We start from the raw sequence: 20,072 nt of genomic DNA on the forward strand, positions 1-20,072 counted from the left end.
GGGGTTCCCCTTCCGCGGCCGGGACCGCGCGTCCCTCCGGGCACGCGCACACCCGACCGCCCGGTCACGGCAGCACGGCGGTCCCGTCGATCTCGACCAGGCACTCCTCGTCCCACAGCCGGACCACTCCGACGACGGCCATGGCCGGGTAGTCCCGCCCGGCAAGGCGCCGCCAGAGGCGGCCGAGTTCCCCCGTGTGCGCCCGGTAGTCGGCCACGTCGGTGGCGTAGACCGTGACCCGGGCGAGGTCGTGCGGGGTGCCGCCGGCCGCGGCGAGCGCGGCGAGCAGGTTGGTCAGCGCCGTCTCGAACTGCTCGGGCAGCGTGGTGCCGACGACCCTCCCTTCCGTGTCCAGCGCGGTCTGGCCGGCGAGGAACACCAGCCGGGTGCCGCTGGCGGTGACGGCGTGGGAGAAGCCGGTGGGGGGCGAGAGTTCGGCGGGGTTGTGGCGCTGGAGGGTCATGGGGCGGTCTCCTCGGGGCGTGCGCCGGGTCCGGCGGAGTAGAGCTCCTTGGCGATGATGGTGCGCTGGACCTCGGTGGCGCCCTCGTAGATCCGGGGGGCCCGGACCTCGCGGTAGAGGTGCTCCAGGAGGTGACCGCGACGCAGTGCCGCCGCGCCGTGGAGCTGGACGGCCGCGTCCACCACGTACTGCGCGGTCTCGGTGGCGAACAGCTTGGCCATCGCGGAGCGCCGCGGCACCTCGGGCGCGCCCTCGTCGTAGGCCGAGGCCGCGGCGTACACCAGCAGCCGCGCGGCCTCGGTGCGGGTGGCCATCTCCGCGGTGGTGTGCGCGACGGACTGGAGGTCCTTCAGCGCGCCGCCGAAGGCCCGGCGGGCGGCCGTGTGGGCGAGCGCGGCGTCCAGCGCGGCCTGCGCCATGCCGACGGCGAAGGCGCCGACGCTGGGGCGGAAGCGGTTGAGCGTGTCCATCGCCACCCGGAAGCCCCCGTCCGGGGCACCGAGCACGTCCTCGCGGGAGACGGGCACCTCGTCGAAGGAGAGGGTCCCGATCGGGTGGGGGGAGAGCATGTCGAGGGCGCTCCCCGTCAGCCCGGGCCGGTCGGCGGGGACGAGGAAGGCCGTGACGCCGCGGGCCCCGGCGTCCTCGGTGGTGCGGGCGAAGACGGAGTAGAAGTCGGCCTCGGGGGCGTTGGAGATCCAGCACTTCTCCCCGCTCAGCCGCCAGCCACGACCGTCCGGGCGGGCCTTGAGGGCCAGGGCGGCGGCGTCCGATCCGGCGCCGCGCTCGCTCAGCGCGAAGGCCGCCACCGCGCGCCCGGCGGCCACCTCGGGGAGCCAGCGGGTCCGCTGGGCTTCGGTGCCGGCCCGGACCACGGGCGAGGCGCCCAGCCCCTGGAGGGCGAGCGCGGTCTCGGCCTCGGTGCAGGCGTAGGCCAGGGACTCGCGCAGCAGGCACAGTTCGAGGGCGTTCGCCGCCACGAGGCGCTCCAGGAGGCCGAGTTCGCCGAGGGCCGCGACCAGGGGGCGGTTGACGTGCCCGGGTTCGCCCTGCTCGGCCAGGGGGAGCAGCCGCTCCCGGGCCAGGGTGCGCAGCTGCGCGCACCGGGCGAGCTGCTCGGGATCGAGTGAGAATGCGGGCATGCGCGGCCCCTCCTGCGGCGGTCGGGACCGGGCACCAGACGCCCGGCCCGGCTTTCACCCGCACGGTATCGCGGACTGTTGACTGTCGTCACCATAGCGATACGCTCCAGCAGCGGCCGCTTCCCGCCCGCCGGGCGGAGTGCCGGCCGCGCCCGTCCGCGGCCGCCGGGGAGCCGCACCCGGTCACCACGCTGCATGCCGGGCCCGGGCGCCGCACCCCGGGCGGCGCCCGCGCACCCACCACCCGCTTCGCTACCCCACCACCCGCCAGGGGGCGAGACCATGGAGCTGACACCCTCGGCCCACCTCGACACCTTTCCGCGCGACCATCTGCCGCCCCCGGGCACCTGGCCGGACCTGCTGCACGAACTGCCCCGGCTGCGCTACCCCGAACGGCTGAACAGCGCGGCGGAACTGCTGGACGGCACGATCAGCCGGCACGGCGGCGGGCGGCCCGCCTTCCGCGGCGCCGACGGCACGGTGTGGTCCTACGCGGAGCTGCGGTCCCGGGTCGACCGGATCGCCGCGGTGCTCACCGGGGAGCTGGGCGTGGTGCCGGGGAACCGGGTCCTGCTGCGGGGGCCGACGACCCCCCATCTGGCCGCGTGCTGGCTCGCCGTGCTGAAGGCGGGGGCGGTCGCCGTCACCGTCCTGGCCCAGCAGCGGGCGGGCGAGCTGCGGACGGTCTGCGAGATCGCCCGGGTGGGGCACGCCCTGTGCGACGCGCGCTCCCTGGGCGAGCTGGCCGCGGCGGCCGTCCCCGGACTGCGGGTCACCTCCTTCGGCGGCGGGGGCGCGGACGACCTGCTCACCCTCGCCGAGAAGGCCCGCGACCGGCCGTTCCGGGCCGTGGACACCGCCGCCGACGACGTGGCGCTCATCGCCTTCACCTCCGGTACCACGGGGCGCCCCAAGGGGTGCATGCACTTCCACCGGGACCTGCTCGCCGTCGCCGACACCTTCTCGGCCGAGGTGCTGCGCCCGGAGCCCGGGGACCTCTTCGCGGGCAGCCCCCCGCTGGGGTTCACCTTCGGGCTCGGCGGTCTGGTCCTGTTCCCCCTGCGGGCGGGGGCCTGCTCGCTGCTGCTGGAGCAGGCCGGGCCCGCTCAGCTGCTCGCGGCGATCGCCCGCCACCGGGTGTCCGTGCTGTTCACCGCGCCCACCGCGTACCGGGTGATGCTCGACGAGCTCGACGGACACGACCTGGACTCGCTGCGCCGCTGCGTGTCGGCGGGCGAGAACCTGCCCGAGGCCACCTGGCGGCGGTGGCACGAGCGCACCGGGCTCCGGCTGATCAACGGCATCGGCGCCACGGAGCTGCTGCACATCTTCATCGCCTCCGCCGACGAGGGCATCCGGCCCGGCACCACCGGCGTCCCGGTGCCCGGCTGGCAGGCCCGGGTGGTGGACGCCGAGGGCGTCCCGGTGCCGGACGGCGAACCGGGCTGGCTGGCGGTGCGCGGGCCGGTGGGCTGCCGCTACCTCGCCGACCCCCGCCAGCGGGAGTACGTGCGCGGAGGCTGGAACATCACCGGCGACACCTATGTGCGCGAGCCCGACGGCTGGTTCCGGTACGTCGCCCGCGCCGACGACATGATCGTCTCGGCCGGGTACAACATCGCGGGCCCGGAGGTCGAGGACGCGCTGCTGCACCACCCCGACGTGGCGGAGGCCGCCGTGGTGGGCCGTCCCGACGAGCTCCGGGGACAGGTCGCCACCGCGTACGTGGTGCTCCGCGAGGGCGCCTCTCCCGGCAAGGACACCGAGGAGGCGCTGGCCGAGGCGGTGAAGGAGCGGCTGGCCCCGTACAAGTGCCCGCGGGCCTTCGTGTTCCTGGACGCCCTGCCGCGTACGCCCACGGGCAAGCTCCAGCGGTTCCGGCTGCGCAGCCTAGAGTGAGCGCGTGGCCGAGCAGCACACCCCCCGATCCCTGATCGTCACCCTGTACGGCGCCTACGGGCGCGAGCGACCGGGCCCCTTCGCCGTGGCCGAGCTGATCCGGCTGCTGGGCGCACTGGACGTGGACGCCCCCTCGGTGCGCTCCTCCGTCTCGCGGCTGAAGCGGCGCGGACTGCTGGTGCCCGAGCGCACCGCCTCGGGCGCCGCCGGGTACGCGCTGTCCGCCGACGCCCGCCAGCTGCTGGACGACGGGGACCGCCGGATCTTCGCCGGGTCCCCCGCCGATCCGGGCGAGGGCTGGGTGCTGGCCGTGTTCTCCGTCCCCGAGGCCGAGCGCGCCAAGCGCCATCTGCTGCGCTCCCGGCTGGCCGGGCTGGGGTTCGGGGCGGCGGCGCCCGGGGTGTGGATCGCCCCGGCGCGGCTGGCCGAGGAGACGCGCCACACGCTGCTCCGGCTCCGGCTGGACGCCTACGTCGACCTGTTCCGCGGCGAGCACCTGGGGTTCGCCCCGACGGCCGAGGCGGTGGGGCGCTGGTGGGACCTGCCGGCCATCGCCAAGCAGCACGAGGAGTTCCTGGGACTCCACGAACCGGTCCTGCGCGTCTGGGAGGAGCGCGGGGACCCCGCCGCGCGTCCCCGGGACGCGTACCGCGACTACCTGACCGCGCTCGACCTGTGGCGCCGCCTGCCGTACGCGGACCCCGGACTGCCCGCGGACCTTCTGCCGCAGGGCTGGCCGGGTGCCCGGTCCGCGGCGGTCTTCGCGGCGCTGCACGGGCGGCTGCGGGACGCGGGGGCGGTCTTCGTGCGGGCGTGAGGGCGGTCCGCGCGGACGGGAGGGGCCGGCCGGGGGGCCGGGCCGGGCCGGTCCTCGCCCCGGCGGTTCAGGGCAGGGTCAGCCGGGGCTTGGGCCCGTCGGTGCGGCCGGTGGGCGGGGTGCGGCTGCCCGCCCGGTAGGGCAGGGGCCAGACGGCGCCCTCGCCCGTGTACCCCTGCTCCGCGGCGGCGTGCAGGGTCCAGTGCGGGTCGTACAGGTGCGGGCGGGCCAGTGCGCAGAGGTCGGCGCGGCCGGCCAGCAGGATCGAGTTGACGTCGTCCCAGGAGGAGATCGCGCCCACGGCGATGACCGGCACGCCCGCCTCGTTGCGGATCCGGTCGGCGAACGGGGTCTGGTAGGAGCGGCCGAACTCGGGGCGCTCCTCGGGGACGACCTGGCCGGTGGAGACGTCCACGGCGTCGGCGCCGTGCGCGGCGAGGGCCCGGGCGAGGTCCACGGCGTCGTCGGCGGTGGTGCCGCCGCTCGCCCAGTCGGTCGCGGAGATCCGCACCGTCATCGGCCGTTCGGCCGGCCAGACCTCCCGCACGGCCTCGAGGACCTCCAGGGGAAAGCGCAGGCGCCGCTCCGGCGAGCCCCCGTAGGCGTCGGTGCGCCGGTTGGTCAGCGGGGAGAGGAAGCCGGACAGCAGGTACCCGTGCGCGCAGTGGAGTTCGAGGAGGTCGAAGCCGCTGCGCGCCGCCCGGCGGGCGGCGGCGGTGAACTGCTCGCGGATCCGGGCGAGTCCTGCGCGGTCGAGGGCGTGCGGCACCTGGTTGACGCCGGACCGGTAGGGCAGCGCCGAGGCCGCGCTGAGCGGCCAGTTGCCCGCGTCCAGGGGCTGGTCGATGCCCTCCCACATGCGCTTGGTGGAGCCCTTGCGTCCCGAGTGGCCGAGCTGCACGCCGATGGCCGTGCCGGGCGCCTGCCGGTGGACGAAGTCGGTGACGCGCCGCCAGGCCGCCGCCTGCTCCTGGGTGTAGAGGCCGGCGCAGCCGGGGGTGATGCGGCCCTCGGGGCTGACGCAGACCATCTCGGTCATCACCAGCCCGGCCCCGCCGAGGGCCCGCGCCCCCAGGTGGACGAGGTGGAACTCGCCGGGCAGCCCGTCCTCGGCCGTGTACATGTCCATCGGCGAGACGACCACGCGGTTGCGCAGGGTCAGCCCGCCCAGCCGGAAGGGGGTGAACATCGGCGGGGTGCCGGGCGGGCAGCCGAACTCGTCCTCCACCGCGGTGGTGAAGGCGGCGTCCCGCAGCCTGAGGTTGGCGTGGGTGATCCGGCGGCTGCGGGTGAGCAGGTCGAAGGCGAACTGGCGCGGGGGCCTGCCCAGGTGGGTGGCGATCTCCTCGAACCAGCGCAGGCTGGCGGCCGCCGCGCGCTGGGTGGACTCCACCACCGGGCGGCGCTCCTCCTCGTAGGCGGCGAGCGCGGCCGGCAGGTCGGGGTGCTCCTCGATGCACGCGGCCAGCGCCAGGGCGTCCTCCACGGCGAGCTTGGTGCCGGAGCCGATGGAGAAGTGCGCGGTGTGGGCGGCGTCGCCCAGGAGCACGACGGTGCCGTCCGACCAGCGCTCGTTGACCACGGTGCGGAAGGCGGTCCAGGCGGAGGAGTTGCCCCGCAGCGCGCTCCCGCCGAGGGCCCCGGCGAAGATCTCCGCGCAGCGGGCGGCCGAGCGGGCCTCGTCCATCGCGTCGAAGCCGGCCGCCCGCCAGACCTCCTCGCGCATCTCGACGATGACGGTGGAGGAGTCCTCGGCATAGGGGTAGCCGTGCAGCTGCATCACGCCGTGCCGGGTCTCGGCGATATCGAAGCGGAAGGCGGGGAAGGCGGTGTCCGCGGCCAGCCAGATGTAGCGGCAGCGGTGGGTGGTCACCCGGGGCCGGAACACCTCGGCGCGGTCCTCGCGGGTGGCGCTGTGCACCCCGTCGGCGGCGATCACCAGATCGTGACGGGCGGCCAGTTCCCCGGTGGGCGGGGCGGGGGTGCCGAAGCGGAGCCGGACGCCCAGCGAGGCGCAGCGGCGGTGGAGGATCTCCAGCAGCCGCCGGCGGCCGAGCGCGGCGAAGCCGTGCCCGCCGGAGGTGTGGCGGTGCCCGCGGTGGGTGATCTCGACCGTGTCCCAGCGGACGAAGTCGTCCCCGAGGGCCCGGTGGACGACGGGGTCGGCGTGCTCGATGCCGCCGAGGGTCTCGTCGGAGAGCACCACGCCGAAGCCGAAGGTCTCCTCGGGGGCGTTGCGCTCCCAGACGGTGACCTCGCGGCGCGGGTCGAGCCGTTTCAGCAGGGCGGCGGCGTAGAGCCCGCCGGGGCCCCCGCCGACGACGGCCACGCGCAGCGGGGATGCGCCGGCCGTCCCCGGGGCGGGGGCGGCACCCGCTGCCGGCGCGGCGGTCATCAGCGGCCCTCCCAGCGCGGCGGGCGCTTCTCGGCGAAGGCGGCATGGAACTCGGCGTAGTCGCGGCCGTTCATCAGCAGCGCCTGGGTGGCCGCGTCCATCTCCACGGCCGCGGCGAGGGACATGTCCAGTTCCGCGGTGAGCAGGGCCTTGGTCTGGGCGAGGGCGAGGGAGGGGCCGTCCGCCAGGCGGCGGGCGAGGGCGGCGGCGCGTGCCGGGGCCTGCCCCTCGTCGGCGAGTTCGCTCACGAGGCCGATGCGCTCGGCCTCGGGGGCGCGCACGGGCTCCCCGAGCATCAGCAGCCGGGTGGCGTGGCCCAGTCCGACGGTGCGGGGCAGCAGGTAGGCGGCACCCATGTCGCCGCCGGAGAGGCCGACCCGGGTGAAGAGGAAGGCGAAGCGGGCGGACGGGTCGGCGACCCGGAAGTCGGCGGCGAGGGCGAGCACCGCCCCGGCGCCGGCGGCGACGCCGTGCACGGCGGCGACCACGGGGAACGGGCACTCGCGGATCGCGCGTACCACCTGGCCGGTCATCCGGTTGAAGTCGAGGAGCTCCGCGGTGTCCATGGACAGGGTGGCGCCGATGATCTCGTCCACGTCCCCGCCGGAGCAGAAGCCGCGGCCCTCGCCGCCCAGGACCAACGCGCGGACGGAGCGCTCGCGGGAGAGTTCCGCGAGCAGGTCGCGCAGGTCCGCGTAGGCGCCGAAGGTGAGGGCGTTGAGCTTCTCCGGCCGGGCGAGGGTGACCGTGGCGACACCGTCGTCCCTGGTCAGCCGCAGATGGTGCCACTTCTCGGTGGGCTGTGCGGAACCGGTAAAGGGACTCATCGAGTGCTCCTTCGGCGGGCGGTCTGCTGCCTGCCCCGAAGCTATCACTTGTTCCTGACTGTCGTCACGAGTGCGCTATAGGCCGCACGGGAGGCCGCGGCGGAAGGGGCCCGGGACGGCACAGGACCGTGACAGTGCGGCGATCCGGTAGCGGTTCCGGCACGACCCGGCACCGGGTGCCTCCCGGGCGCGCCCGCGCCCGGGAGGCACGCCTACGGTGGGGCGACGACCACCAGCGAACGGAGCGGCGCCGTGCTCCACGAACCGGTTTCCCCGCCTTCCGCGCCCGCGGGCCCCCAGCCCTCCGCCCGGCGCCTGGCACTCCCCCACGCCCCCGTGGCGGTGCCCCTCGCCCGGGCGGCGGTCAGGGCGGCACTGGCGGCGGCCGGGATTCCGGCGGACCGCGACACGGCGGAGCTGCTGACGGCGGAGCTCGTCGCCAACGCGGTGGAGCACACCCCGGGCGGGACGCCCATCGAGCTGGTGGTGGAGACGCTCCCCCGGGGCTGCCGGGTGGAGGTCCGCGACGCGGGGCCGCCGCTGCCCGACCCGGCGCCCCGCGCGGGGTCGCTCTGGCGGGAGGACGGTCGCGGACTGGTGCTGCTCGGGGCCCTCAGCGCCACGCACGGCCACCGGTGCACGGAGGACGGCAAGGCGGTGTGGTTCACGCTGTCCGCACGGCACTGAGGCCACCCCGGCGGCGGGCCCACGGCCCGCGGGGAGCCCCATCGACCGGGGGGCCCGCACGACCCGGGGGGATCGGGGACGGGCTCAGGGGGCGGCGAGGGTGGCCACCATGACCGCCTTGATCGTGTGCATCCGGTTCTCCGCCTCGTCGAACACCACCGAGTGCCGGGACTCGAAGACCTCGTCCGTGACCTCCAGCTCGGTGAGCCCGTGACTCTCGTGGATCTCCCTGGCCACCTCGGTGCCGAGGTCGTGGAAGGCGGGGAGGCAGTGGAGGAACCGCACCTCCGGGTTGCCCGTCGCCCGCAGGACGTCCATGGTGACGGCGTAGGGGGACAGGGCCTTGATGCGCTCGGCCCAGACCTCCTTCGGCTCGCCCATCGACACCCACACGTCCGTGGCGACGAACCCGGCCCCGCGGACCCCTTCGCCGATGTCCTCGGTCAGGGTGATGCGCGCGCCGCTGACCGCCGCGGCCTCGCGGGCGGCCGCCACCACCTCGGGTGCGGGCCAGTAGGACTCGGGGGCCACGATCCGCACGTCCATGCCCAGCAGCGCCCCGGTGACGAGGTAGGAGTTGCCCATGTTGAAGCGGGCGTCGCCGAGGTAGGCGAGGGAGACCTCCTCCAGCGGGCCGGCGCCGTGCTCGGTCATGGTGAGGACGTCGGCGAGCATCTGCGTCGGGTGCCAGCGGTCGGTGAGCCCGTTGTAGACGGGCACGCCCGCGTACTGCGCCAGCTCCTCGACGGTGCCCTGGGCGTCGCCCCGGAACTCGATGGCGTCGAACATCCGCCCGAGGACGCGCGCGGTGTCCCGCACGGACTCCTTACGGCCGATGTGCGCACCCGCGGGGTCGATGTAGGTGGTCGAGGCGCCCTGGTCCGCGGCCGCCACCTCGAAGGCGCAGCGGGTGCGCGTGGACGCCTTCTCGAAGATCAGGGCGATGTTCCTGCCGCGCAGGCGCCGCTCCTCGGTGCCCGCCCGCCTCGCGGCCTTGAGCTCGGCGGCCAGGGCGACCAGCCCGCGGAACTCCTCTGCCGTGAAGTCCAGCTCCTTGAGGAAGTGGCGGCCTGCGAGATGAAGGGCCATGGGTGACTGCTCCAGGGATGCGCGTCGCGGCGAGGGACGATGGAAGTCTATACGAAGCACTGCATCTATATACAGCCCCCTGGGGCCCGGGAAACCCGCTCGCCTCCGGGCGCCCCCAGGGGCGCCCGGAGGCGACCGCACTACTGTACGGAATCCCGCTCGACGGGGCAGCTCATGCAGCGGGGCCCTCCCCGGCCGCGCCCCAGCTCGCTGCCGGGGATCTCGATGACCTCGATGCCCTGCCGGCGCAGGTGGGTGTTGGTGGTCACGTTCCGCTCGTAGGCCACGACCACACCCGGTTCGACGGCAAGGACGTTGCAGCCGTCGTCCCACTGCTCGCGCTCGGCGGAGTGCACGTCCTGGGTGGCGGTCAGCACCCGGATGTCCTTCATCCCGAGCGCCGCGGCGATGGCGTCGTGCATCTGCTCCGGCGGGTGGTCGCTCACCTTCAGGCCGCCCGCGGTGTCGGCCGGCTCGATGGTGTAGGAGCGCAGCATCCCGAGCCCCGCGTACTGGGTGAAGGTGTCCGCGTCGACCATGGTCATCACGGTGTCGAGGTGCATGAAGGCCCGCCGCTTCGGCATGTCGAGGGCCACGATCGTCCGGGCGGAACCCGCCGCGAACAGGCCGCGGGCCAGCATCTCCACGGCCTGCGGGGTCGTCCGCTCGCTCATCCCGATCAGCACCGCGCCGTTGCCGATCACCAGCACGTCCCCGCCCTCGATGGTGGAGGGGTAGTCGTCCTGCCCCTCGGACCAGTGGTGGAACGGGGCCGCGCGCTCGCCCGCGAAACGCGGGTGGTGCTTGTAGATGGCCTCGAAGTGGACCGTCTCGCGCTGCCGGGCCGGCCAGCGCATGGCGTTGATGGAGACGCCGTCGTAGATCCACGCCGAAGTGTCCCGGGTGAAGAGGTGGTTGGGCAGCGGCTGGAGCAGGAAGTCGTCCAGCTCCATGGCGTGGAAGCGGACCGAGGTCGGCTCGGTGTGCCCCGCCAGGAACTCGCGCTTGGTCATCCCGCCCACCAGCGCCTCCACCAGGTCGGCGGTGGGCATGGCGTCGAAGGCGTCGCGCAGGTGCCCCGTCGCCAGGGGCCCGTACTCCTTCTCGTCGAAGACGCGGTCCAGCACCAGGCCCCGGGCCGCGGGGAGGTCCAGCGACTCGCGCAGCAGATCGCCGAACAGGTGCACCTCCACCCCCCGGTCTCGCAGCACGTCGGCGAACCCGTCGTGCTCCTGGCGGGCGCGGCGCACCCACAGCACGTCGTCGAAGAGGAGCGCGTCCTTGTTGCTCGGTGTGAGCCGCTTCAGTTCCAGATCCGGCCGGTGGAGGATGACCTGGCGCAGGCGGCCGGTCTCGGAGTCGACGTGGAATCCCATGCCCCCATCCTCACCGCGCCGGGGACCGTTCACCCGGCGAACGGCGCAGCTCCTCCCCCCCCCGGCCGCCGCCGGGCCGGGAGAGGGCGCGCCGCGGCGGTCGGGCCCGGCGGCGGGGGCGGTGCCCCGGCCGCCGGCGGTGGCGCCCGCCCGGCGGCCGGGGGCCCCGGTGTCACAGCCGGGGGTCGACCGGCTCCGACTCCAGCGCGAGGACCGCGAACACGGCCTCGTGGACCCGCCACAGCGGTTCCGCGTCGGCGAGCCGGTCCAGCGCCTCCAGCCCGAGCGCGTACTCGCGCAGCGCGAGTGAGCGCTTGTGGCCCAGGGAGCGCTGCCGCAGCCTCTCAAGGTTCTCCCGGCGTGTGTACTCCGGGCCGTAGACGATGCGCAGGTACTCGCGTCCGCGGACCTTCACACCGGGCTGGACCAGGCGTCCTCCGGCGTTCCTGGCGAGCGCCTGGAGCGGCTTGACGACCATGCCCTCCCCGCCGCGGCCGGTCAGCTCCAGCCACCAGTCGGTCCCCGCGCGCACCGAGTCCTCGTCTCCCGTGTCCACCAGCAGGCGGCGGGTGATCCGCAGCAGACCCGTGGGATCGTGCTCGACGAGGCGGTCCAGCCAGGCCAGTTGCCGGTCGTGCGGGACCGCCGCGAGGCTGCGGCCCTCGGCCGCCAGGATCTGGAAGGGTGCGAGGTTCACCCCGTCGAGCCCCTCGGTGCTCCAGCAGTAGCGCCGGTAGGCGTCGGTGAACGCCGTCGCGTCCGCCGCCCGGGCGGCCTGGCGGGCGCGCAGCTCGCCGAGCGGCACGCCCCGGGCGGCGGCGGCGTCCAGCGCACCGAGCGCCGTCGGGAACACCGCGCCCGAGGCCGCGCCGACCGCGGCGTACTGGGCGCGCAGCAGACCGCTCGCCTTGAGGGACCAGGGCATCAGCTCGCCGTCCAGCAGCAGCCAGTCGGTCTCCAGCTCCTGCCACAGGCCCGCGGCGCCCACGGCCGCACGCAGCCGCTCCAGCACCTGCTCCGCGACCCGGGGGTCGTCGAAGAACGGGCGCCCGGTACGGGTGTGCAGGGCTCCCGTGGGGCCCTCGACGCCGAAGCGGCGGGCCGCCGCCCGCGCGTCCCGGCACACCAGCGCCACGACCCGGGAGCCCATGTGCTTCTCCTCGCACACGACCGTGCCCACACCGTCCGCGCGGTACTGGGCGAAGGCCTCCGCCGGGTGCTCCAGGTAGCCCTCCTGCCGGGTGGTGGCGGTGGGGGCCATCGTGGGCGGGAGGTAGGCGAGCAGCCTGGGGTCGACGGCGAAGCGGCTCATCACCTCCAGCGCCGCGGCCGCGTTCTCCTCCCGGACGGCCACCCGCCCCATCTGCCGGGTCTCCACCGCCCGGCGGCCCCGGACGTCCGCCAGGTCAAGCGGCCGGCCCTCGCGGCCGCCCGGCGCCTCGCTGGTCATCGGGCGGACCGGCTCGTACCAGGTCCGCTCGGCCGGGACCTCCACCAGCTCCCGCTCGGGCCAGCGCAGCGCGGTGAGCTTGCCTCCGAAGACCGCACCGGTGTCCAGGCAGATGGTGTTGTTCAGCCAGGACGCCGTCGGCACCGGGGTGTGCCCGTAGACCACCGCCGCGCGCCCCCGGTAGTCCTCCGCCCACGGGTAGCGCACGGGGAGGCCGAACTCGTCGGTCTCCCCGGTGGTGTCACCGTAGAGCGCGTGCGAGCGGACGCGGCCGGAGGTGCGGCCGTGGTACTTCTCCGGCAGCCCCGCGTGGCAGACCACCAGGCGGCCCCCGTCGAGGACGTAGTGGCTGACCAGTCCCTCGACGAAGGCGCGTACCCGCTCCCGGAAGGCGGGGTCCCTGGCGTCCTCCTCCTGGAGCTGGGCGATGGTCTCGGCGAGGCCGTGGGTGTGCTGGACGGCACGCCCCCTGAGCCACCGGCCGAGCTTGTTCTCGTGGTTGCCTGGGACGCACAGGGCGTTGCCCGAGGCCGTCATGGCCATCACCCGGCGCAGCACACCGGGGCTGTCGGGCCCCCGGTCGACCAGGTCGCCGACGAAGACCGCGGTGCGCCCCTCGGGGTGCACGCCGTCCACGTAGCCGAGCCTGGCCAGCAGGGCCTCCAGCTCGGAGGAGCAGCCGTGGACGTCGCCGACGATGTCGAAGGGGCCGCTCAGGTGGCGCAGGTCGTTGAAACGGCGCTCCAGGACCACCTCGGCGGCGTCCGCCTCGGCGGGGCCGCGCAGCACGTGCACCTTGCGGAAGCCCTCGCGCTCCAGACCGCGCAGCGACCTGCGCAGTTCGCGGCGGTGGCGGCTGATCACACGGCGCGGCACACCGGCGCGGTCGGGACGGACGGCGTTGCGGGCGGCACACACGTCCTCGGGCATGTCCAGGACGATCGCAAGGGGCAGCACGTCGTGCTCGCGCGCCAGTCGCACCAGACTCCGGCGGCTCTCCGGCTGGACGTTGGTGGCGTCGACGACGGTCAGGCGTCCTGCGGCCAGGCGCTTGCCGACGATGTAGTGGAGCACGTCGAAGGCGTCGCCGCTCGCGCTCTGGTCGTTCTCGTCGTCGGCGACGAGGCCGCGGCAGAAGTCGGAGGAGACGACCTCCGTCGGCTTGAAGTGCTTCCTGGCGAAGGTCGACTTGCCGGAGCCCGTGGCGCCGACGAGGACGACCAGGGACAGGTCGGTGACGGGGAGGCGGCGCGGGGCTCCGGTGGAGGCCGTCGGCGTCTCCGGTGCCGCGGCGGCGGTCCGCGCGCCGGGCTGCCGCTCCGCGTCCCGCGGAGCACCGGGGGTGGGGCTCGTGGATTCCATGGGGTCCGTCGCCGGGTCGGGGGCGCCGTGGCCCGTGGGGTTGCCGCCGGTCATGCGTTCTCGCCCTCCTTCTCCGTGGCGCCGGTCCGCGCCTGCGGCTCGTCCCCCGGCCGCGGGCCGGCCGGTGTGCGCCGCGGTGCGTCCGGTGGGGTGGCGTCCGCGGCCGTCCGCTCGAAGACGGCCATCTGGGTGGGTGGCCCCACCTCGGGGTCGTCGGGGCCGACCGGAGCGAACCGCACCCGGTAGCCGTGCCGTTCGGCCACCGAGCCCGCCCAGGCGCGGAACTCCGCGCGGGTCCACTCGAAGCGGTGGTCGGCGTGGCGGACCCGGCCCGCGGGCAGCGTCTCCCAGCGGACGTTGTACTCGACGTTCGGCGTGGTGACGAGCACGGTGCCGGGCCGGGCGGTGCCGAACACGGCGTGCTCCAGGGCGGGCAGCCGCGGTGGGTCGAGGTGCTCGACCACCTCGCTGAGGACGGCGGCGTCGTAGCCGGTCAGCCGCTTGTCGGTGTAGGCGAGCGAGCCCTGGACGAGGCTGACGCGGGAGGCCTGGCGCTCGCCGAGGCGGTCCAGCCTCAGTCTCCGGGCGGCGACGGCGAGGGCGCGTACCGACACGTCCATGCCCACGATCTCGGTGAAGCGGACGTCCTGGAGCAGGGCCTGGACCAACTGGCCCTGGCCGCAGCCGAGGTCGAGGACACGGCTCGCGCCCGCGGCGCGCAGCTCCGCGAGAACGGCCTCGCGGCGCTGCACGGCCAGCGGCACCGGGCGGTCCTCGGTGTCGGACGTCTCGTCCACGGCGTTGTCCACGTCCTCCAGGCGCAGGTCGTCCGCCTCGGCGAGGCGGATCAGCTCCAGCCGGTCCATGGCCTGCCGGGTGAGGCTCCAGCGGCGCGCCAGGTAGCGGCTGGTGATGAGCTTCTGCTCCGGGTGGTCCGCGAGCCAGCCCTCGCCGGCGCGCAGCAGCTTGTCGACCTCGTCGGGGGCGACCCAGTAGTGCTTGGCGTCGTCGAGGACCGGCAGCAGGACGTAGAGCTGCCGCAGGGCGTCGCGCAGGCGCAGTTCGCCCTGGAGGACGAGCCGGACGTAGCGGGAGTCGCCCCACTCGGGGAAGCGCTCGTCCAGGGGGACCGGTCGGGCGTCGACCTGCGCCCAGCCCAGCGGCTCGAAGAGCGTGCGGACCAGCTCCGCACCGCCGCGCGCGGGCACGGCGGGGAGTTCAACGCGCAGCGGCAGGGGGGCGGCGGCGCGGTCCGGCAGGGCGTTGCAGACGCCTCGCAGCGCGCTCTTGAACACCGTGCTCAGGGCGACGGCGAGCAGGGAGGAGGCCGCGTACGGGCGGTCGTTGACGTATTGGGCGAGCGCCGTGTCGGGCGCGCCGCCGCGCCCCTTGCCCTTGCCGCGCCGTACGAGTGCCACGGGATCGACCTCCAGCAGGAGGGCTGCCGTGCAGCGCTCGGCGGAGGCCTCCGGGTAGAAGACGTGCGCGGTGCCGTAGGCGGTGGAGAACGCCTGCGCGTTGTCGGGATGCTTGTGCAGCAGGAAGCCGAGGTCCGTCGCGGGGTTCTCCGGGGTACCGGTCGTACTGATCGTCAGGAACACCCGTGTGATTATCGCGGGTTGCCGGTGCGGCGACCACGCGTTTTCGCCCGTCGGGGGCCGTGGGGTCCGCCGGCTGCCGCACGCTCCGGCCGGTGGGTGCGGCGGCACGGCCGCGCCCGCGGGCCACCGGTACCGGGGCCGGTGGCCGCGGCCGCGGCCGCGGCCACCGGGTCCGCGTCACGGCGGGCGGCGCAGCAGCGGGGCGAGGGCGGCGATGCGGTCCGGGCCGACCCGGCAGCAGCCGCCCACCAGCCGGGCCCCGGCGGCGCGCCAGGAGCGCACCGGCGCGGAGTCGAACGCCGCTGCTCCGCGCCAGGTACGGGCGACGGGGTCCCAGTGCTCGCCGCTGTTGGGGTAGACCACCCCCGGTCTGCCGGTGACGGCCGCCGCCACCGCCAGGGCCGCCCCGGCCTCCGCGGGATCGCAGCAGTTGACCCCGACGGCGGCGACGCCCCGCCGCCCCGCGGCCACCGCGAAGGCCTCCGCCAGGTCCTGTCCGGCCCGGGTGCGGCCGTTCTCGACGGTGTACGAGAGCCAGACCGGCACCCCGCAGCCCTCCGCGGCCTCCAGCAGGGCGTGCGCCTCCTCGGCGTCGGGCACCGTCTCCAGGGCCAGCACGTCGGGCCCGGCCGCGGCGAGGGCCTCGATCCGGGGGCGGTGGAAGCGCTCCAGTGCGCCGGGGGGCAGCCCGTAGCGGCCGCGGTACTCGCTCCCGTCGGCGAGGTGTGCCCCGTAGGGGCCGACCGAGGCGGCCACCCAGACCTCGCGGTCCGCCTCCTCGGCCGCCGCCCGGGCCAGGGCGACGCTGCGGGCCATCAGGTCACCGGCCTCGCGTCGGCCGGTGCCGCGGCGGGCGAAGCCCTCGAAGGTGGCCTGGTAGCTGGCGCCGATGAGCACCTGGGCCCCCGCGCGCGCATAGGCACGGTGCGCGGCCAGGATCTGCGCCGGGGCGTCGGCGAGCAGCCGCGCGGACCAGAGTCCGCCGCCCAGGTCGCAGCCCTGCGCCTCCAACTGGTTGGACAGGCCCCCGTCGAGGAGGAGGGTGTCCTCGGCGAGCGCCTCGGCGAGCGTGCGGGTGGGCTGCACGGCGTCCTCCCTTCCTCGTGCGCCTGCGGGGCCGGGCCCGGCGGCCGCGGGGCGCCGCTCCGGCGCGGGGACCGAGCGCTCGGGGACCGGGGCCGGGTCGCGCCCGGGCCGGTGCGGGCTCCCGGTACCGGGGCCGTGGGCCGCCCACCGGCCCGGGCCCTGGCGCGGGCGCTCGAGGACCTGCGGGACGACGGGGTGCGGGCGCCCTTGCCGGCCACGGTACTCCGGCCGCCGCCGGGAGCGCCGACGGCGGCCGCGGGGCGCGTCAGCCCAGCTGGGACTGCACGGCCGAGGAGATCAGCTCAAGGTGGTCCAGGTCATCGAGGTCCAGTACCTGGAGGTAGATCCGGGAGCACCCCGTCTCGGCGTAGCGACCGATCCTGTCCACCACCTCGTCGGGGGAGCCGGCCAGCCCGTTGGCCCGCAGTTCGTCGACCTCCCGGCCGATGGCCGCCGCGCGCCGGGCCACCTCGGCGTCGTCCTTGCCGACGCACACCACCAGGGCGTTGGAGTAGACGAGGTCGCCGGGAGCCCGGCCCGCCCGGGCGGCGGCCTCGCGGACTCGGCCGAACTGGCGCACCGTGTCCTCGATCGACGCGAAGGGCAGGTTGAACTCGTCGGCGTAGCGGGCGGCCAGCCGCGGGGTGCGCACCGCCCCGTGGCCGCCGATCAGCACCGGGACCCTTGCCTGGGCGGGCTTGGGCAGGGCGGGCGAGTCGGTGAGCCGGTAGTAGGTGCCGTCGAAGTCGAAGGTGTCACCGGTCCCGGTGCCCCACAGCCCGGTGATGATCGCCAGCTGCTCCTCCAGCCTGCCCATCCTCTCCTTCGGGAACGGAATGCCGTAGGCGCGGTGCTCCTCCTCGAACCAGCCTGCGCCGAGGCCGAGTTCGATCCTGCCCCCCGACATCCGGTCGACCTGGGCCACCTGGATCGCGAGCACGCCCGGGTGGCGGAAGGTGCCTGCCGTCATCAGCGTGCCCAGGCGGATCCTCCGCGTCTCGCGGGCGAGCCCGGCCAGGGTGATCCATGCGTCCGTCGGCCCGGGCAGCCCGTCGGCCGATCCCATGCGGAGGTAGTGGTCGGAACGGAAGAAGGCGTCGAAGCCCAGGTCCTCGGTGGCCTTGGCGACGGTGAGCAGCGTGTCGTAGCTCGCGCCCTGCTGGGGCTCGGTGAAGATGCGAAGATCCATGCACCCATCCTGCACCGCACCCCTGCCCGCGGCCGGTCAGCGGGGGCCAGCGCGCCCACGGACGGCCTCGGGAGGGGCGGCCTGGTGCACGGAGAGCCTGCGCAGCATCTCCCTGACCCGGTCCCCGGATTCGTCGGCGATGTCCATCGTCTCGATGCACTGCCAGTAGAGCCCCTCGTCGTCGGTGGCGCAGGCGACGCCGACCAGGACGATGCCCAGTTCGCCCAGCAGGCCGAGCAGCGCCGTCAGCACCGCGGCCGGGTCCGCGACGCCCGTCATCCGGGCGGCCCGCAGGCCGGAGGCCCGCACCGCCGGGTGGTCGGCGGGGGCCCCCGCCCGGGCCGCCGTCTCGCTCAGCGCCCGGGCCTCCCCGCGGAGATCGGGAGGCCCCCCGGCGGCGATGACCCCTCCGACGGCGTGCGCCAGCGCCTGGATCTGCCAGGCCTCGGCGATCACCTCCGCGACCTCCGTACTGCGCTCCAGCGCCTGCCTGCTGCTGCCGATGAGCCGTAACGCGTCCATCCCCGCACCCCGTTCCGACGACTGCCTGCCCTCCTACTTCACTACCCAGAGTGAAGGTCATCGACCAGAAAAGCCAGGGGAATTCGGAAATCTGTGGACAGCCAGGCAGTTGTGGATACTTCGATGACTCCGAAGAGTGACGAACTAGTCGAGAGGGAACCGGCTCTCGTTGCGTTCGACCTTCTCGCGCAGCGCCTGGCCCGGGTCGACGCCGAGCACCTCGCAGAACTGGAGCAGATAGGCGAGCACGTCCGCCACCTCGTCGCGGACCCGGTGCGCCGTCGACTCGTCCTCCATCACCGCCGCCGACTCCTCGGGGGTCAGCCACTGGAAGATCTCCATCAGTTCGGCGGCCTCGACGCTCAGCGCCGAGGCGAGGTTCTTCGGGTTGTGGTACGTCCCCCAGCCGCGGGCGGCCGCGAACCCGACCACCGTCCGCTGCAGATCGGCCAGGTCCGGTCGCTCGTCTCTCGTCATGCCCCCAGGTCTACCACCGCCGCCCCCGGGACCCCGCTCGCACAGGAGCCGTCCGCCACCGCGCCGAGGAGGCGGATGTGCCCCCGGGCGCACATCTCCGCGGCCAGGGCGGTCAGATGGCGGGCCTGCGCGGGGTCGAGGCCGCGGTCCAGGCCGTCCGCCAGCACCGTGAGGGACTGGTAGGCCTGCGGCACCTCGGCGACCGCGTCCACGGCCAGCACGCCGGGGCCGGTCAGCAGGACCAGCGCGAGCGCGAGGTAGCGCAACTCCCCCTCCCCCAGCCGCCCGACGGGGGTGTCCGGACGGCCCGGCCCGCGGGCGAGGAGCGCCCGGACCGTGCCGTCGTCCGCCGCCTCCGCACGGACGTCGGCCACCTCCCCCGCACAGCCCAGCCGGGCCGCGCCCACCAGGCGCGCATGCCGGCGGGCGCACTCGCTGCGGGTGCGGTAGAGGACCTCGGCGAGGTTGTCGCACCCGCGCCGCAGCCGGCCCGGACCGGCGGGCACCGGGGCCCGCATGCGCTCGGGGCGGGGATCGCACGAGAACACCGGCCGCAGCGCCATCACCACCTGCTCGGCGGCGGCCAGCACGCGGAGCTGTGCCGTGGTGCGGCCCGCCACGTGCAGCGGGAGCAGCGCGGTCGCCAGCCGGTCGTCGGGCAGCGCGGCCCGGGTGACGCCTCCCGTGCCGGAGGTGTGCCAGCTCGCCTCCACGCTGCGCCTGCGCGGGTCGCGCAGCGCGGTCGCGAGCAGGACCCGCCCGCCGCAGGTCAGCCGCTCCCCGACGATGCGGAGCTCCGGCTCGACCTGGACGGCGAGGTCGAGGAGCACGGGCCCCTCGGGGCCGTCGGCCGTGCAGCCGAGGCGGAAGCCGCGCCGGCCCTGGCGGTCGGGCCGGGACCACTCCGGCACGCACCCCGCCGGATCGGGTACCGAGCGGTCGAGGCCCCGGCCGGCGGCGAGCCGGGCCAGGGCCTCGAAGGCGTGCAGGGCCGTGGTCTTGCCGCTGCCGCTGCTGCCCGCGAAGAGGGTCAGCGGGGCGATCGGCAGGGTGGCCGCGCGGTGGGCGCGGAAGGCCGAGAGCCGCAGTTCGGTGACGGACGGGCGGGCTGCTCCCGGGGCGGCCGGGCGCGGGGCGCCGGGGCGGGCCGGAGACGGCGTGGAGTCCATGGGCCGGACCGTACGCAGCAAGATCCACGAGGAACCGTTCCGGCGCCTCGGGCTTCCTACGAATGGGGTACGGCAGCCTCCGCGGAACCGTCGACCTCGGTCCCGGGAGGCGCCAGCAGGAAGACGTTCCGGTCCACCCGGTGCATCGCGCTGCCCAGGCCGAAGACCACACCGCTGCTGAAGTCGAGGATCCGCTTGGCCACGTCGGCGTCCGCGGCGGTCAGGTCGAGCAGCACCGGGGTGCGGTCGATGAGGTACTCGGCCACGTCCCGGGCGTCGGAGAAGACCTGCACCCTCAGCACCACCAGTCGGCGCTCCCCCTCGGCGGTGCCGCCGTACTCCCCGGGAACGGTGCGGTGGTCCGCCCGCGACGGCCATGCGTCCCGGCCGCGCAGCGGCACCACCCGGGCAAGGCCCTCCCACTGCTCGTCGGTGACGTCGTACCTCTCGTACCTACTCATGGGACCATCCTGGCGCCCCTCACCCGTTCGGCCCAACTGCGACACGGGGTGAGGGGCACC

At 75.3% G+C, this 20,072-nt stretch carries 17 protein-coding genes; 3 read left to right on the forward strand and 14 right to left on the reverse strand.

Translation table 11 applies throughout. The features are described 5' to 3' along the window. Positions 1-64: 64 nt before the first annotated feature. Entirely contained in the window at positions 65-463 is a 399-nt protein-coding gene (locus tag NPS70_RS02045; protein WP_256521976.1) for a RidA family protein, read from the reverse strand. Continuing rightward, positions 460-1,605, reverse strand: a complete 1,146-nt coding sequence (locus NPS70_RS02050) for an acyl-CoA dehydrogenase family protein (RefSeq protein ID WP_256521977.1) — start codon at positions 1,603-1,605, stop codon at positions 460-462. The genes NPS70_RS02045 and NPS70_RS02050 overlap by 4 nt, the downstream gene beginning before the upstream one ends. A gap of 282 nt (positions 1,606-1,887) precedes the next feature. Between NPS70_RS02050 and NPS70_RS02055 the strand changes: the two genes are divergently transcribed. Then, a complete protein-coding gene (locus NPS70_RS02055) occupies positions 1,888-3,504 on the forward strand; it encodes an AMP-binding protein (protein WP_256521979.1) in 1,617 nt (538 codons plus the stop codon). 4 nt (positions 3,505-3,508) lie between these two features. Continuing rightward, entirely contained in the window at positions 3,509-4,321 is an 813-nt protein-coding gene (locus NPS70_RS02060) for a PaaX family transcriptional regulator C-terminal domain-containing protein (RefSeq protein WP_256521980.1), read from the forward strand. Positions 4,322-4,388: 67 nt separating this feature from the next. Here NPS70_RS02060 and NPS70_RS02065 read toward each other — a convergent pair whose 3' ends face one another. Further along, a complete protein-coding gene (locus NPS70_RS02065; protein ID WP_256521981.1) occupies positions 4,389-6,716 on the reverse strand; it encodes a bifunctional salicylyl-CoA 5-hydroxylase/oxidoreductase in 2,328 nt (775 codons plus the stop codon). Beyond that, entirely contained in the window at positions 6,716-7,543 is an 828-nt protein-coding gene (locus NPS70_RS02070) for an enoyl-CoA hydratase family protein (protein ID WP_256521982.1), read from the reverse strand. The genes NPS70_RS02065 and NPS70_RS02070 overlap by 1 nt, the downstream gene beginning before the upstream one ends. 252 nt (positions 7,544-7,795) lie before the next feature. Between NPS70_RS02070 and NPS70_RS02075 the strand changes: the two genes are divergently transcribed. Then, positions 7,796-8,230 (forward strand): ATP-binding protein, encoded by a 435-nt coding sequence (locus tag NPS70_RS02075; RefSeq protein WP_256521983.1) that lies wholly within the window; start codon positions 7,796-7,798, stop codon positions 8,228-8,230. A gap of 84 nt (positions 8,231-8,314) precedes the next feature. Here the strand turns inward: NPS70_RS02075 and argF are convergent, their stop codons facing one another. The 10 genes from argF to NPS70_RS02125 all read right to left on the reverse strand — a co-directional run bounded on the left by argF (position 8,315) and on the right by NPS70_RS02125 (position 20,012). Further along, positions 8,315-9,319 (reverse strand): ornithine carbamoyltransferase, encoded by a 1,005-nt coding sequence (argF, locus tag NPS70_RS02080; RefSeq protein ID WP_256521985.1) that lies wholly within the window; start codon positions 9,317-9,319, stop codon positions 8,315-8,317. 140 nt (positions 9,320-9,459) lie between these two features. Further along, complete coding sequence (locus NPS70_RS02085; protein WP_256521988.1) at positions 9,460-10,695, reverse strand: arginine deiminase; 1,236 nt, start codon at positions 10,693-10,695, stop codon at positions 9,460-9,462. Between the two features lie 172 nt (positions 10,696-10,867). Further along, positions 10,868-13,561, reverse strand: a complete 2,694-nt coding sequence (locus tag NPS70_RS02090) for a polynucleotide kinase-phosphatase (RefSeq protein ID WP_256521993.1) — start codon at positions 13,559-13,561, stop codon at positions 10,868-10,870. Next, complete coding sequence (locus NPS70_RS02095; RefSeq protein WP_256521994.1) at positions 13,558-15,108, reverse strand: 3' terminal RNA ribose 2'-O-methyltransferase Hen1; 1,551 nt, start codon at positions 15,106-15,108, stop codon at positions 13,558-13,560. Before NPS70_RS02095 ends, NPS70_RS02090 begins: the two co-directional genes overlap by 4 nt. A 177-nt stretch (positions 15,109-15,285) precedes the next feature. Beyond that, positions 15,286-16,194: a homocysteine S-methyltransferase gene (gene mmuM / locus NPS70_RS02100; protein WP_256521996.1), complete on the reverse strand. Its 909-nt coding sequence runs from the start codon at positions 16,192-16,194 to the stop codon at positions 15,286-15,288. 265 nt (positions 16,195-16,459) lie between these two features. After that, positions 16,460-17,383 carry an LLM class F420-dependent oxidoreductase gene (locus NPS70_RS02105; RefSeq protein WP_256521997.1) on the reverse strand — a complete coding sequence of 308 codons (924 nt, stop codon included), beginning with the start codon at positions 17,381-17,383 and terminating at the stop codon, positions 16,460-16,462. 36 nt (positions 17,384-17,419) lie between these two features. Continuing rightward, positions 17,420-17,905 carry a DUF6099 family protein gene (locus NPS70_RS02110; protein ID WP_256521998.1) on the reverse strand — a complete coding sequence of 162 codons (486 nt, stop codon included), beginning with the start codon at positions 17,903-17,905 and terminating at the stop codon, positions 17,420-17,422. A gap of 144 nt (positions 17,906-18,049) precedes the next feature. Beyond that, positions 18,050-18,382 carry a nucleotide pyrophosphohydrolase gene (locus tag NPS70_RS02115; RefSeq protein WP_256522000.1) on the reverse strand — a complete coding sequence of 111 codons (333 nt, stop codon included), beginning with the start codon at positions 18,380-18,382 and terminating at the stop codon, positions 18,050-18,052. Then, the gene (locus NPS70_RS02120) at positions 18,379-19,551 is read right to left on the reverse strand and encodes an AAA family ATPase (protein ID WP_256522002.1); all 1,173 of its coding nucleotides are present in this window, start codon (positions 19,549-19,551) and stop codon (positions 18,379-18,381) included. Before NPS70_RS02120 ends, NPS70_RS02115 begins: the two co-directional genes overlap by 4 nt. Positions 19,552-19,607: 56 nt before the next feature. After that, entirely contained in the window at positions 19,608-20,012 is a 405-nt protein-coding gene (locus tag NPS70_RS02125) for a cell division protein SepF (RefSeq protein WP_256522003.1), read from the reverse strand. Positions 20,013-20,072: the final 60 nt, after the last annotated feature.

The organism is Streptomyces sp. C10-9-1 (assembly GCF_024497955.1).
In the GTDB taxonomy this organism is placed as follows: domain Bacteria; phylum Actinomycetota; class Actinomycetes; order Streptomycetales; family Streptomycetaceae; genus Streptomyces; species Streptomyces sanyensis.